Annotated in this window: 8 protein-coding genes; 2 read left to right on the top strand and 6 right to left on the bottom strand. The window is 72.5% G+C overall.

The window, feature by feature from the left end:
- Nucleotides 1-336: 336 nt before the first annotated feature.
- The 3 genes from QOZ89_RS02205 to rfbD all read right to left on the bottom strand — a co-directional run bounded on the left by QOZ89_RS02205 (nt 337) and on the right by rfbD (nt 4,927).
- The gene (locus tag QOZ89_RS02205; protein ID WP_071052704.1) at nt 337-1,911 is read right to left on the bottom strand and encodes an LCP family protein; all 1,575 of its coding nucleotides are present in this window, start codon (nt 1,909-1,911) and stop codon (nt 337-339) included.
- A 270-nt stretch (nt 1,912-2,181) separates the two neighbouring features.
- Nucleotides 2,182-3,888: a methionine--tRNA ligase gene (gene metG, locus QOZ89_RS02200; RefSeq protein WP_312622854.1), complete on the bottom strand. Its 1,707-nt coding sequence runs from the start codon at nt 3,886-3,888 to the stop codon at nt 2,182-2,184.
- A 160-nt stretch (nt 3,889-4,048) separates the two neighbouring features.
- Entirely contained in the window at nt 4,049-4,927 is an 879-nt protein-coding gene (rfbD, locus tag QOZ89_RS02195) for a dTDP-4-dehydrorhamnose reductase (RefSeq protein ID WP_071052703.1), read from the bottom strand.
- A 707-nt stretch (nt 4,928-5,634) separates the two neighbouring features.
- Between rfbD and QOZ89_RS02190 the strand changes: the two genes are divergently transcribed.
- A complete protein-coding gene (locus tag QOZ89_RS02190; RefSeq protein WP_116271768.1) occupies nt 5,635-7,626 on the top strand; it encodes an ArnT family glycosyltransferase in 1,992 nt (663 codons plus the stop codon).
- 379 nt (nt 7,627-8,005) lie between these two features.
- Here the strand turns inward: QOZ89_RS02190 and QOZ89_RS02185 are convergent, their stop codons facing one another.
- The 3 genes from QOZ89_RS02185 to QOZ89_RS02175 form a co-directional block, all read right to left on the bottom strand.
- A complete protein-coding gene (locus QOZ89_RS02185) occupies nt 8,006-9,736 on the bottom strand; it encodes an MDR family MFS transporter (protein WP_312622853.1) in 1,731 nt (576 codons plus the stop codon).
- Between the two features lie 111 nt (nt 9,737-9,847).
- Entirely contained in the window at nt 9,848-10,594 is a 747-nt protein-coding gene (locus QOZ89_RS02180) for a TetR/AcrR family transcriptional regulator (protein WP_312622852.1), read from the bottom strand.
- A 284-nt stretch (nt 10,595-10,878) separates the two neighbouring features.
- The gene (locus QOZ89_RS02175) at nt 10,879-12,813 is read right to left on the bottom strand and encodes an MDR family MFS transporter (protein ID WP_312622851.1); all 1,935 of its coding nucleotides are present in this window, start codon (nt 12,811-12,813) and stop codon (nt 10,879-10,881) included.
- 750 nt (nt 12,814-13,563) lie between these two features.
- Between QOZ89_RS02175 and QOZ89_RS02170 the strand changes: the two genes are divergently transcribed.
- Nucleotides 13,564-15,131 (top strand): hypothetical protein (locus tag QOZ89_RS02170; protein ID WP_312622966.1); only part of this gene is annotated, 1,568 nt, incomplete at its 3' end.

The raw sequence follows: 15,131 nt of genomic DNA, 5'->3' as shown, positions 1-15,131 counted from the left end.
AGGTCCATCACAGACTCGTACGGGCGGCCTTGCGCTGGCCCATGGCTGGTGGGAGCGCGCTCTGGCTCCCGTTGGTGTCCACTGGCTGGCTGCCGAGTCTGTTGTTCCTTTGGTGTTTCTGTGGCGTCTACCTGGTCTCGTGGCGGTGGTAGCGGCCGCGAGCGGCCTCCGGAGGGCCACCGCGCGGAGGCGCTGACAAAGCGGGGCCGCTCGAGGCCGGACACCGGGATGGCGGACACCGGGATGGCGAGCGTCGGCGCTGGAAGCCAGGCCGAGGCGCCTCGGCCTGGCGACGGCGCCCCAACCCCCGCGCGGCCGCGGCCCCGCCGGCGGGGGTCAGTACGTGCAGCTCGTGGTGAGGTCGGAGGCTGTCCGCGGCGGGGCGGCCGGCGCCGGGGAGCCGGTGCCGCCCGCGCCAGCGGCGCCCGGCGCCGTGGATGACGCCCCGGAACCCGCGTTCGCGACGATGGCCGCGCGGTCGAGGCCGGTGAAACCGGTGCCGAGGATCAGCGTGACGGTCCCGGCGCGCAGCGCCGAGTCCACGGCCAGGCGTGCTCCGGGGACGACCGCGGCGACCGCCCGCGCGTCCGCCTCCCGCCCCGGCGCGTACCGGATCTCGCTCGCGGCCAGGGACCCGCCGGTCCAGGTGCGCGCGGCGCTGGTCTCGAAGCCGGCGCGGGCCAGCGAGGTCGCCGTCGTCTCGCCCGTCCCCGCGACGCCGGTGCCGTTGTACACGTTCACCCGCACGCCGGAGCGCGGCGAGACGGGCCCCGCGGGGGCGCCGCCGGGGCCGGCGGTCGCGGTGGGGGAGCCGCCCTGGGCTCGGTCGCCGCGCAGCGGGGCGAGGAAGGCGGCCAGGGCGCTCTGGTCGTAGATCTGCACCGACCCGTACACCGGTAGTTCGCCGAGGGCGTTCGCGCCCTCCGCCGGCGTCGGCGGCCGGACCGGGATCGTCTCGAAGCGGATCTGGTCGGCGCTCAGGCCGCGCAGCCTGGTCGCGAGCCGCTGCAGATCATCGATCTTGGTGGAGTCGTCGACGGTCAACGAGCTGAGCGCCGCCTGCAGCAGGCCTTCCAGGCGGGCCGGGTTGGCCAGTACGCCGGTGCTCGTCGCCTTCTCGAACACCGCGCCGATGAACTGCTGCTGGCGGTGGATCCGGTCAAAGTCGCCATTGGGTAGCCCATGGCGCTGGCGGACGAACGCCAGGGCCTGCTCGCCGTCGAGATGGTTGGCGCCGACCACCCCGCGCCACTGCGACCACGGGTCGCGCAGGTTCGCCGTGGAGCCGTCGGGCAGCTGCCGCAGGCAGACCGTCACCCCGCCTATCGCGTTCGTCATCCGGCGGAAGCCGTCGAGGTCGACCGAGACGTAGTGGTCGATGCGTATCCCGGTCATCCGCTCGATCGTCCTGATCAGCAGCGACGGGCCGCCGGTCGTGATCGCCGAGTTCAGCTTGCCCCTGCCGTGGCCAGGGATGGCGACCAGCGTGTCCCTGGGGAAGGAGACCAGCGTGGTCGTCCCGTCCGGGGCCAGGTTGGCGATCATGGTCGTGTCGGACCGCTCGCCGTCGACCGCGCCCTCACTCTCGAACTGGTTGCCCGTGCCGGCCCGGCTGTCCGAGCCGACGAGCAGGAAGTTCACGGCGCCGCCGGCGTTCTCCGTGGGGCGGTCGCCGCCGAGGTTGAGCTTGATGCGGGAGATCTGCCCGTCGAAGTAGCGATAGACCGTGTATCCGCCGGTGGCGGCGACGAAGATCAGGCAGGACAGCGTCGTGGCCAGTACCACCAGCGCGCGGCGCGCCCGCCCACGGGCGGCGTCGGCGCGGCGCGCCGGTGGCCGGCCGCGTGGGTTGAGGTCGGGGGGAAGACCAAGAGAAACGTCTATGGGGGGTTTGGGCGGTGCTTCGGTCACCGTGCCAGCACCTCCCACCCCCGCCCGGGTGATTACACGGGCAGGTAGATACCCTCCGAACACATGTTGCTGCTCAACGTACCCGCTCATGGCCGCCCGTACTCGCCATCGCTACGTTCGGCGGCTTTACCGGAGACCCTGGGTGACGGTCGTCGGGAATTGTGACGGTTCCGTGGGCGTCCCGGGTATCCCGGGTGCGACGCGTCCAGCCCGAAACGAGAACGGCGTGGGGGGGGCGCCCCCCCCACGCCGTTCTCGCGAATCGGGAGCTCAGGCCGCTGGCACGTCCAGGGCCTTGGGGTCCAGCTTGGTGAACAGGGCGCCCGACCACTCAAGGCGGCGGCCGGCCGGGACCGGCTGGCGCCGCCAGACACCCAGATCGACGCCCAGCACGGCCGCCAGACGCTCGGAGCTGAACGGCAGGAAGGGAGCGAGCGCGACGGCGATACCGGCGATCGCCTGCACCGACGTGGCGAGGCTGGCCGCGGCGGCCTCCCGGTCGACCTTGATGGTCTTCCAGGGCTCCTCACGGTAGAGGTACTGGTTCACCTCGCCGGAGATCTCCATCGCGGCCCGCAGCGCGGCCCGCAGCTCGACCTTCTCCAGCAGCTCGGCGACCCGGGCCAGGCCCTCGTCGACCTTCGCCAGCAGCTCGGCGTGCTGGCCGCCCAGCTCCGCCGGGGCGGGGACGTCCGGCAGCACCCCGTCGAAGAACTTGTTGATCTGAGCCATCACCCGGTTGACGAGGTTGCCCCAGTTGGCGATCAGTTCGTCGTTGACCCGGCGGATGATGTCCGCGTCGGAGACCTCGGTGTCGTTCTGCTCGGGCAGCACGGTCGAGACCGCGTACCGCAGCGCATCCGGCTGGAGGACGTCGAGGTAGTCCGGGACCGTCCGCCCGATCCCGGCCGACTTCGACGCCTTCGCCCCGCCGAAGGTGACGTACTGATTCGCTGGTACGTCGGTCGGCAGGTTCAGGCCGCCGTAGCCAAGCAGCATCGCCGGCCAGATCACAGTGTGGAACGGGATGTTGTCCTTGCCGACGAAGTAGTACGCCGCCGCGTCCGGGTTCTCCCACCAGGCGCGCCACGCCTCCGGGTCGCCGGCGATCGTCGCCGCCCACTCCTTGCTCGCCGACAGGTAGCCGATGACCGCCTCGAACCAGACGTAGATCCGCTTGCCCGGCCCGAGCTCGTCGGTCGGCAGCGGCACACCCCAGTCGAGGTCGCGAGTGATCGCCCGGTCGTGCAGGCCGTCCTTGACGAACTGGACCGACCAGTTGATCACGTGCCGGCGCCAGCCCTGCCGGCTCTGCAGCCACGCCAGCAGCTCGTCGGACAGCGCCGACAGCCGCAGGAAGAAGTGCGACGTCCGGCGCTGCTCGGGCACCGCGCCGGTCATCTTGCTGCGCGGGTCGATGAGCTGGTCCGGGTCGAGGGTGCGGCCGCAGTTCTCGCACTGGTCGCCGCGCGCGTTCGGGTACGCGCAGTACGGGCAGGTGCCCAGCACATAACGGTCGGGCAGGAACCGCTGTGCCTGGGGGTCGTAGAACTGCGTCGTCTCCTGGATGGAGATGTAGCCGGCGTCGCGCAGCCGGGTGAACACATCCTGGGTGACTCGGGTGTGGTTGTCCGTCCGGGTGGAGGTGAACAGGTCGAAGGAGATGCCGAGCCGCTCCCAGATATCCAGGAACACCGGGTGATAGCGGTCGACGACCTCCTGAGGAGTGATGCCCTCCTCCTCGGCGCGTACCGTGATCGGCGTGCCGTGGGTATCCGACCCGGACACCATCAGCACGCGGTTGCCCACCATCCGCTGGAACCGCGCGAAGATATCGGCCGGCAGGTAGGCGCCGGCGATATGCCCCAGGTGCGGTGCGCCGTTGGCGTAGGGCCAGGCGACCGCCACCAGGGTGGGACGGCCCTCAGGCCCGGGGTTGGTCCCCGGTGGTGGAGACGGGCTGATCTGCGCGGTCACGGCTTCACGTTACCCCCGGGGCACAGCTACCCCACCGATCCCCCAATGCGTCGCATCGACGAATTCCATACCTGCTGCTCGGTCGGCGCCGGTAGGCGGATCGGCGGGGACCCCTCGCCTGGCTTAATCAAGAAGAACCGCCGGCTCCCAGGCATTGTGGTCAGCCGCGCAGCTCCCGCGGATGGGCGGCGAAGGCGGCGTGAAGCGCGTCGCGCCAGGGGCGGGGCGGGGTGAGGCCGGCGTCGGTCCAGCGGCGGGCGGACAGTACCGAGTAGGCGGGCCGGGGCGCGGGGCGCGGGAACGCCGCTGTGGTCGTCGGGGCGACCTTGACCGCGTCGGGGCCGAGCTCCTCCATGATCGCCTGCGCGAAGTGGAACCAGGTGGTGTCGCCGGCACTCGTGTAGTGGTAGAGCCCGGGTGAGGCGCCGGAGAGCGCCAGCTCGACGATCCCGGCGGCGAGGTCGGCTGACCAGGTGGGTGAGCCGCGCTGGTCGTCCACGACCGTGAGGCAGTCGCGCTCACGGGCTAGCCGCGCCATCGCCTTGACGAAGTTCTTCCCTACCGCGCCGTATACCCAGGCCGTACGGATCACGTATGCCGACGGGCACAGCGCGAGCACGGCCTGCTCGCCGGCCAGCTTGGTCCGCCCGTAGGCGGAGACCGGGCTGGTCTGGTCGTCCACCTCGTACGGCTTGTCGGCCGTGCCGTCGAAGACGTAGTCGGTAGAGAGGTGGATGAGCGTCGCGTCGGCGTCCGCGCAGGCGGCGGCCAGGTGCGCGGGCCCGGCGGCGTTGGCGGCGTAGGCACCCGCCTCGTCGGTCTCCGCGCCGTCGACGTCGGTCCAGGCTGCGGTGTTCACGACGGTGAGCCCGCCCTGGATCTTCGCCGGTCTGGCCTGGTCGCGGATTACCGCCCGGACCCTGGCCGGGTCGGTGATGTCACACTCCGCCCGGGTCAGCCCAGCGGAGGCCGGCAGCCGGGGATCAGCGGCAAGCAGCCGGCACAGGTCGGAGCCGACCTGGCCACCAGAACCGATCACGAGTACGCGCACGGTTCGCAGTCTGGCAGACCGTCGAACAACCCGGCACCCACGTCAGGTAGGCACCCGCCGTGCCTTCCCGGGCGGGTTCCGACGCCGGCCGCCACGGCTCAGGGCGGGTGTGCCGGTGACATCGGCGCGTGCCTGCCCGCCACCTGCGGGAGGCCCGGGTGGATTCACAGGTATTGCACAGGTTTGTGCGGTGGCGTGGTGGGACTCCCACGGCGCCTGGCCGCGTGGGGCGCCCGCGCCGTGCGGCGTCCGGCGGTGAGCACCAAGCACCCGGCACGGCCGGGCACCGTGGCGCGGCCCACACCCAGGCAACACCATCGCGCCTGGGCATCGCATAGACCTGGGCAGCACGGCGCGCGGCGCGGGGCGGCACGGCATGCGGGCGGCACGGCATGCGGGCGGCACGGCATGGGCACCGTGGTGCCCGGCGGCGTGGCCTCCCGGGCCGCCGGGGCGCCGGAACCGGTCGTCTAGGCTTGACGGGCGGGTCGCGGGCCATATCGGGCCGAATCGCAACGGACCACGGCCCACATGAGGGGCCGTTCGGCCACGAATGGGCCGCGGAGACCCGGCGGAGCCGGCCTGGCGGCCGGCATGGCCGGAGGAGGGCGCGACGCGCCCGCGACGAAGCAACCACGGAGCCAAAGATCAGCGAGCGCACCGACACCGCGTCCCCCCCGCCCGAGGCGGGCGGCATGGGGATTCCCTCCCAGCCGACCGCGCCCGACCCATCCGGCGGACCAGCCGCCGCCGGCGCGCCGGACCACCCGCGGCGCGTGCGGCGCCCGCGGCGGGCCCCCGGGAAAGCGGCCGGGGCCGCCGGGGCGCTGGCCCGGCGGGTGCCGGCGGCCGTGCTGCTGATCACCGCGCTGCACGTCGCGCTGCTTGCTACCTACTCGGTGATCTACCCGACGTGGGCCGGCTACGACGAGGCGCAGCACGTCGACATGGTCTATGGGCTCCAGCACGGCGCCGGCTGGCCCGGCCCGGGTGACAAGACGATCTCCAAGGGGGTCGCGGCGACCTCGGACGACTTCGACCGAGGCGACTACGCCGACATGTTCCAGTCCGGCGGCAAGCGACGCGGCTCGCCGTCGTTCGCCGAGATCACCCCGACGCCACGCCCTGAGCGTGGCTCGTTCGACGAGCTCGGTGGGCCGGACCCCGTCACCGACGGCCGGCTGTCGAACCAGATGGTGCAGCACCCGCCGCTGGTCTACGCCGTCGGTGCCGGGCTGCTGTCCGCGCTGCCAGGCTCGGACGACTGGGCCTACGACGAACAGGTCTATGTCCTGCGGCTGCTCAACATCCTGCTGGTCGCGCCGCTGCCGTTGCTGGCCTGGGCGACGGCACGCCGCCTCGGCCTCGCCGAGATGGTGGCGCGGGGCGCCGCGGTGCTGCCGCTGGCGGTTCCCGGCCTCACCCGGGTCGGCTCGTCGTTCAACAACGACGGCATCCTCATGCTGTCCGCGAGCGCCCTGACGTTTGTCCTCGCAGGGGTGCTGCGAGGCGACCGGCGGGCGCGCACGGCGGTCTGGGCCGGGCTGTGGCTCACGGTGGCCCTGCTGTCCAAAGGAACGGCCCTGCTGCTGCCGCTCATGGTCGCCGCCGCCTACCTGGTCGGCTGGCTGCGCGACCGCGACGCGAGGCCGGCCGGCACCGAGCCGCGCCGTGCCCGCCTGCGCGCGGCGCTCGCCTCGCTGCCGTGGCGGCCGGCGGCCATCGCGCTCGGCGTGGGGCTCGCCGGCGGCGGCTGGTGGTGGGTGCGCAACTACGTGCTCTACGGGGCGGTCCAGCCGAACGGCTGGGGGGTAGACCCGCCCCGCCGGGAGCCGTTGCTGCTGCCCGACTCGTTCTGGACCTGGCTGTGGTACTTCGTCCAGACCATGTTCAACCGGTTCTGGGCCGGGCTGGGCATGTTCGAACCGCCGCAGCTGACGCCGATCGCGATCGTCTCCGCGACCGTCGTCGTCGTCGCGGTCGGCCTCGTCGGGCTCGCGACCGGCCTCGCCGGTCCACGCGGGCGTGGACGCGGGCCCGCGGAGTCGTCCGTTCCGCCGATCCCGGCGCGGGCCGCGGCCGACATGGCGGCGGCGCCAGCCGGGCGGCGCTGGCTGGGCCGGCTGCGCACGCCCGCGGTTCCGGCAGTCCTGCTGCTGCCGGCCGTGTTCGCCTATGTGACGGTCGGCCAGCGCAGCTGGGCCGACTACGAGCGCTACACCCGCGGCATCGCCGTCCAAGGCCGCTACCTCTATCTCGGCGTCGTCGGCATCGCCGTGGTCGCCGTGGCGGGTCTTGCCCGGCTGCTCGGCCGGCGCGCGTGCTGGACTCCGGTGATCCTGCTCGTCGGCGCGGTGCTCATGCAGGCGTTCGCGCTGCTGGCCATCTGCAGCTACTACTGGCTCGGCCGCGGCGTCGCCTTCACCCCGGCGCGGATCCCGGACGCCGCAGCCGCGATCGCCCGCTGGGCTCCGTTCCCTGTGGGCGTCACCTGGACGATCCTCGCGGCCACCGGCGCGCTGGTCGTGGCGGCGCTCGTCGTCGTCTCCCGCTCGTCCTTGCGCGACCTGCCGGCGGGGCTGGCCGGAGACGACCACGCGAAGCCATCCGCCGCGGGCGCCACCAGCCCTGAGCCCGGCGGGGTCGTTGGCGCGGACGCGGCGGATGCGGTGGCGGGTTCTCGATAACCCCGACCATGGTGCGCGGGGTCGCGGCTGTGGTTCCGCCCGCACGCCCCGCCGCTGTCGGGGTGGGGCGTGCCGCGGCGGCTCCGAGGTCTCGTCCCTTGCGGCCGGGACGCCCGAGCGGGTGCTGGATGTCGAACTGTGTCATTTAGGCCGGCCTATAGGCCTGCTCATCCAACACACATCAATGGCGGTGCCGCGAAGTGTGTCAACTCAGCCTGTCTATGGGCTGGCTGACGTGCCACGGATCGGGTTTCCGGTGAGACCCCGGCGGCCTGGTGCCTCGGGCGTGGTCGCCGGGCACCCAGGGGATCGGCCAGGGCTCCCGTGATCGGCCGCCAGCGGCCCGTTCAGCCGTGTGCGCGCGATCACTTTCTGTGTTCTACCCGGTGGTCGACCTCGCGCCCGCCGTGCTGGCAGCGCCGTCGCTGGAGGTAGCGCCCGCGGTGACGTCGCCGTCCGCCGCGGCGGCCTCGCTCAGCGAGGCGGCGCCGCTGACCGGGGCTTCCACCCCGGCGCCTAGCGCCGCCGGGGTGGTCTCCGCGACATGCCTGCTCGAGCGCATGCTCAGTTGGGGCAGGAAGCAGCTGAGGACAAGGGCGATCGCCGCGACCGGAGCGGCAACCCAGAACGCGACCTGGATCGCGTCGGTGTACGCGCCCTCGAAGCCCTGGCGAACCGCGGGCGGAAGGCCCGAGACCAGCTTCGGGCTCACCTCCGATGGGCTGAAGTTCTGCGGCAGCGCGGCGCCGTGGAGCGATGTCGCCAACTTGCTGGTCAGCTGGTTCGCGAAGATCGCGCCGAGGATGGCCGTGCCGAACGAGCCGCCGATCGATCGGAAGAACGCCGAACCAGACGTGGCCGCCCCGAGGTCACGGAACTCGACGGCGTTCTGCACCGACACGACCAGCACTGGCATGACGCCGCCCAGCCCAAGACCCAGCAGCAGCATGTAGATGACCAGCTCCGCCGAGCCGATACCCGGGGTGATCCGCGCGGCGAGCATCACGATCGCGATCGCCATCAGCGCGCTGCCGACGATCGGGTAAACCCTGTATTGGCCCGTCCTGCTCACCAGCCGCCCTGTGAGGGTCGACGACACGAGCATGCCGCCCATGACCGGTATCAGGTGCAGGCCGGACATCGTCGGCTCGATGCCCTGGACCACCTGCAGGAACAGCGGCAGGAAGGTGATGGCCCCGAACATCGCGAAACCGCACACGAAGCCCATGAGGTTGGAGACGTTGAAGACCCGGTTGGCGAACAGCCTCGGCGGCAGCACGGGCTCAACCACGCGCTGCTCGATGAAGCCGAACGCGACCAGCAGCACCACGCCGCCGACGACCAGGCTGATGCTGGCCGGGGAACTCCAGGCCAGCGTTGTGCCACCGAGGCTGGTGAACAGCACCAGGCAGGTGGCGGCACCGCCAAGTGCGAGCGTGCCGACGTAGTCGATCGATCGCTTCACCCGGTTGCGGGTCGACGGCAGCGCCGAGGCGACGATGATCAGCGCGATCGCGCCGAGCGGCAGGTTGATGTAGAAGACCCACCGCCAGTTCAGATGGTCGACGAACAGGCCGCCGAGCAGCGGGCCGACCACCGACGCGAAGCCGAACAGGCCGCTGAACACGCCCTGGTAGCGGCCCCGTTCCCGCGGCGACAGCACGTCACCGATGATCGTCTGAGCGCCGATGATGAGGCCGCCGCCGCCCAGGCCCTGCAGCGCGCGGAACGCGATGAGCTGGCCCATGGACTGGCTGAGCCCCGCGACCGCCGATGCCACCAGGAAGATGACGATCGCCGCCTGGAAGAAGATCTTGCGGCCGTAGAGGTCGCCGAGCTTGCCCCACAGCGGCGTGGACACCGTCGAGGCCAACAGGTACGCGGTGACGATCCAGGACAGGTGCTCCGCGCCGCCGAGGTCGCCGACGATCGTCGGCAGCGCTGTCGACACGATCGTCTGGTCGAGCGCGGCGAGCAGCATGCCCACGCCAAGGGCGAGGAGGATCAGGCCGACCCGGTGTCCTCCCGGCTTGTCCAGGACGTCCGCCGCCGGTGGCGAGGCGGGAGGGGTGGGCTCCGGGGACCGGCTCGCTGTGCTGGGTGACGCCATCACGTTCTCCCTCGGCGGCTGGGCGGGGCATGGTCGGCGGGGTTCGCGCGCCGGGCGCGGCGCGGTCCGTCCTCAGTCGGTCCGTGCTCAGTCGGGCCGGGCTCGATGGGTTCAGGCGGGCGTGGCGTCGGCCGGCGTCACGAGCGGCGGCGTGGCCGGCGGCGGGTTTGGGGCCGCGCGCGGCTGCCCGGACGCGGCCGGCTGCCCGGACGCGGCCGGCTGCCCGGACGCGGGCGGCGCGAGGCCGCGGGCGACGCTGTCGAATCCCGCCCGCAGGTTCGCCGACAGCGCCGCCGCGGACGGGTTCTGGGTTCCTTGCCAGTGGGAGATCGTCGACCGGACGACGGCCATCGCCACGGCGACGACGGTCGCCGGGTACGGGTCCTCGTCGGCCGACAGGCCGGTGCGCTCGCCGATGACCTCGGCGAGGCGCCGCTCGAAGATGCGCCAGGTGGCGGCGTGCGCGCCGAACAACTGCGGGTGGCTCTGGTGCATCTGCACCCGTGCCTGGTGCATCCGCGGGTCGAGCATCCTGCGCTCGAGCCGGGCGGTCAGGATCGCGGCGAGCGCACGCAGCGGCGGTTCGTCGGCCGGCCGGGCGCGCAACGCGGCGCACGTCTCCTCGATCTCGTCCTCGTCGATCCCGGCGAGGGCGTCTTCCTTGGACCGGAAGTAGTTGAAGAACGTGCGCGGGGAGACGTTCGCCGCCTGGGCGATCTCGTCGACGGTCACGCGCTCGAGGCCACGGTCGGCGACGAGGCGGACGGCGGCCTCCCGGATCGCGTCGCGGGTCTGGCGCTTCTTGCGCTCGCGCAGCCCGAGCTCGGTGGGCTCGGCCACACCGGCACTCACTCCCATCGCCCGTTCCTCCTCCCTCGCGCCCGCTCGCTTCGTGGTGCTCGTCGGCGTTCGTTCGTCGCTCCGGCCGCCGCGCGACCGGTCGTTCTCGGCCGGTCGCCGCCGGCGCCGGTGGTCGATCGTCCGCACCGTATCTTGCGTACTCTACAAGTTTGCCGTCAATACAAGTTTGCAGCCAGTGAAAAGATTTGATCGCGGGCCGCTGGGCCCGGTCGGCCTGGCCACGGGGCCTGCCCGGCAACCCTTTCGGGTGTCCGGGCAGGACCCGTGGCCAGGCGCCTCGCTCAACCGTCGTGCCTGGGCGAGCGGCCGCGCCTGGCCAGGTCACCGGAGAGCATCAGGTCCGCCGGAACCGTGTCCGGGATGGTCAGCTCCGGCTCGTCGCCGCTGGCCGTGCGCAGGCCGAGGTCGGCCAGGCGCGGAGCCGGGACGACCGTTCCACCGGTCGTGGTCCGCGGCCGGGCGTGCCCCGCCGTGGCGGCCTGGCCGGCCGTCGCGCCGACCAGCGCGGCGTCGGCCGTGCCGACCAGCCCAGCGTCGGCCGCCGCGGTGGCCTCAGTGCGGGCGTCGAGACCGCTGCTGCGGCGCATGCGCAGCTCGGGGAGCAGCCAGGCGGTCAGGAACCCGAGGAACGCGATCGGCACAGCGACCAGGAAGACGACCTGCAGCGAGTCGGTGTAGGTCTGGATGAAGCCGGTGCGCAGAGCCTCGGGCAGGCCGGCGATGAGCTTGGGGCTCACGTTCGAGCCGGTGACCCCGCCCGGCAGCGGGGCGCCGCCGACCAGGTGCGCCAGCTTGCCGGCCAGCACGTTCGCGAAGATCGTGCCGAACACGGCGGTGCCGAACGAGCCACCGATCGAGCGGAAGAACGTCGCGCCCGACGTCGCCGCGCCCAGGTCCCGCGGGTCGACCGCGTTCTGCACCGACAGGGTGAGGACCGGCATGACCATGCCCATCCCGACGCCGAAGACGAACATCGACAGGCTCAGCCGCAGGGTCGAGACGTCCGGGGTCAGCAGCGAGAACAGCGCCACGCCGACCGTCATCAGGCCGGTGCCGATGATCGGGAAGACCTTGTACCGGCCGAAGGCGGAGATCAGCCGCCCGGTCGTCATTGAGGCGATCATCAGGCCGAGGCTCATCGGCAGCATCTGCAGGCCGGACACGGTCGGGTCGATGCCCTTGACGACCTGCAGGAACAGCGGCAGGAAGATGATCGAGCCGAACATCGCGAAGCCGACCACGAAGCTCATCAGGCTCGCGATGTTGAACACCTTCAGCGTGAACAGCCGGGGCGGCAGGATCGGCTCGGCCGCCCGCCGCTCGACCAGCGCAAACAGGCCCAGCAGCGCCACACCGCCGGCCCCGAGGCCGATGCTCGTCACTGAGCTCCACGCGATCGAGGAGCCTCCGAGGCTGGTGAACAGGACCAGGCAGGTCGTGGCGGCCGCGAGGACGGCGGCTCCCAGGTAGTCGATCGAGGTCTTGGCCCGGTTGCGGATCGCGGGCAGCACCGCGGTGACGACGGCGAACGCGGCCACGCCGACCGGAACGTTGATGTAGAAGATCCAGTGCCAGGACAGGTGATCGACGAACAGGCCGCCCAGCAGCGGGCCGAGCACCGACGAGACGGCGAACAGCGCGCTGAACACGCCCTGGTAGCGGCCCCGCTCCCGGGGCGAGACCAGGTCGCTGATGATCGTCATCGCGCCGACGACAAGGCCACCGCCGCCCAGGCCCTGCAGCGCGCGGAACGCGATGACCTCTGTCATCGACTGGCTGAGGCCCGCGAGCATGGACGCGGCCACGAAGATCACGATGGCTGCCTGGAAGAAGCGCTTGCGGCCGTAGAGGTCGCCGAGCTTGCCCCAGATCGGTGTCGAGACCGTCGAGGCCAGCAGGTAGGCGGTCACCACCCAGGACAGGTGCGAGGCGCCGCCCAGGTCACCGACGATCGTCGGCAGCGCCGTCGACACGATCGTCTGGTCGAGCGAGGCCAGCAGCAGGCCGGTGCCGAGAGCGGCGACGATCAGCCAGATCCGGCGGCCATCGCCGGCGGCGCCGGCCGCTGTGCCGCCGGTGAGGTTCGAGGCCCGGGTACCGCCGGTTCCTGGAGTTCCCGCTGGGCCGGCGGGTGCGAGCGTCGAGGTTCGAGCTGCGTCCTTCGTCCGGGTGAGCCGGGTGGTCATGGCCCGGGCGGCGCTGCGTGGCGAATTCATCTGCGTGTCTCCAAAGGGTGCGCCTCCGGGCCTTGGGGGTCCGTCGTTCGCGGTTCTCGTTTCGCGTTTCCGCGCCCTGCACGGTCGCCGGCCGCGGCGGCGGGATCAGGGTCCGCGTCGGGGCTGGACGCGGTGCCGGGCCGGTCGATCGTGCGTGCACTACAACTTTGCCTCTCCTACAAGTTTGCAGTCAACGCAAAAATTCCGAGCCTGCAGAGATCTGGGTCACCTCCACGAGGCGACTTCCGCCAGCGGCGTGCGGGCGGCATGACGTGACGACGCCGGAACGGCGCTCCGACGGAGTGACGCTCCGAGGGGTGACGCTCCGAGGGGGAGGCGACGGCGAAGGGGCGATGAGGCGGGAGGGCGGGAGGCCGGGAGCGAAGGCTGCCCGGCGGCGCCTGACGCGCAGGTCATGCCGTGCGAGGGGTGCAGACACGGGGAGACACCGGGGAGGGCGGAGCCGTCACGGCGGGATCGGCTGGGACACTGACGACGATGGCGACGCCGCTTGACCAGCCGGTCACGACCGTGACGACACAGCCGGTCGTGGATTCAACGACCCCTCCCGGCCCAGAGCCGACCGACACGATCGACACGACTGGCGTGGATGGCACGGATGGCGCCCCGAGCCCCGCGGCGTTTCGACGGTCGGCGGCTTGGCGGTCGGCGGCTTGGCGGTCGGCGGTGTGGCGGCCAGGAGCGCGGCGGCGACTGGGCGCGTGGGCGCGGCGGCACGCTTTGTTCGGTGTGGTCGCGCTGGTGGCGCTCGTCGCCAGGGTGCTGGTCGTGGTCACCTACCAGCCGGCGCTGATGTACCTGGGCGACTCGGGCGCCTACCTGGATCAGGCATGGCATGGCCTGTGGCCCGAGGACTGGCGGCCGTCCGGCTACCCGATGTTCCTGCGGCTGGTCGACGGCGAGGCCCACCTCACCCGGCTAGTGATCATCCAGCACGCGCTGACGTTCGCCGTCGGCATCGTGCTGTACGCAGTGGCCGTCCGGGTGACCCGGCGGACGTGGGTGGCCTCGCTGTGTGCCGTGCCCATGCTGCTGTCGCCCTGGGTGCTCGACCTCGGCCAGTTCGTCCTCGCGGAGACGCTGTTCAGCGTGCTCACGGGCCTCGGGCTGCTGCTGCTCGCGATGCCCGGCCGGCCGCGGGTGTGGGCCGCGGCGCTCGCCGGGCTGCTGCTCGGCGCGAGCCTCACCGTCCGGACCGTCGGCTACGGACCGCTCGCCGTCGCGTTCGCCGTCCTGGTCGTGACCGCGACGGCCGCCGCCGTCCGGGCCCGCCGCGAGCAGGGCACGGAGAGGGTCCGCGGGATCATGCGGGTACTCGCCGTGGCTCTCTCGTTCGTCGGTGCGGCGGCGGCGCCGGTGTGCGCGTACAGCGGGTGGAGCCTCTCGGAGGGCAAGCACTTCAACGTCTCGGCGCACTCCGGGTACTTCCTGTACGGCCGGGTCGCGCCGTTCGCCGACTGCGCCGCGCTGCCCGAGGACCGTCCCGTGCTGCGGACCCTGTGTGACACGCGGCCCGTGGCGCGGCGCACCCAGCCCGACACCTACCTGTGGCCGGCGAAGTCGCCGCTACGCCAGGGCCACGCGCGCATCCCCAAGGGCCGAGAGGAGCTCGCCGGCGAGTTCGCGGACGACATCGTCCGCGCGCAGCCGTGGATGATGCTGCGGACGTCGGGCGACTATCTGGTGGGCTACTTCTCCCCGACGCGGCACGAGAACGCCAGGACGTCCCGCGCCGACACCTGGGAGCTGCCGGACACGCTCACCAACGTCCTGCCGGAAAGCGACCCGAGTTCGGCCGACGGCTACTACGTCGTGACGACCCTGCGGACGGGGCTCGCGGAGCGGCTCGCCGACTACTCGCGGCTCGGCTACGTGCCGATGCCCCTGGTCGGCGCCGGGCTGCTCGCCGGGCTGCTCGCCGTCCCGGTGGCCCGGCGCCGCCGCAGGCCCGGCCCTCCTCCGATGTACTGGCTCGCGGGCGCCGGCGGCCTGTCGGTGCTCGCGATCAGCGCGCTGACCGCCGGCTTCGACTACCGCTATCTCTCGTCCGTCCTCGGCGTCCTCGGCGCCGGCGCCGTCCTCGGCGCCGCGAGCCTCGCGCGCGCCCTGCGCGGCGCGCCGGCCCAGACCACGACGCCGGCCGCCATCGGCACCGGCCTCGCCGCCGCCGGCGACATTGCCGCGGCCGGCGACATTGCCGCGGCCGGCGACATTGCCGCGGCCGGCGACATTGCCGCGGCCGGCGACATTGCCGACGCCGATGGCGTCGCCGTGCCGGCCACGGCGAAGGCCGTCCC

The sequence above is a fragment of the Pseudofrankia coriaricola genome (assembly GCF_032027725.1).
Lineage (GTDB): Bacteria > Actinomycetota > Actinomycetes > Frankiales > Frankiaceae > Pseudofrankia.
Note: the sequence above shows the minus strand (reverse complement) of the source record. Positions and strands in the feature narration are given on the sequence as shown.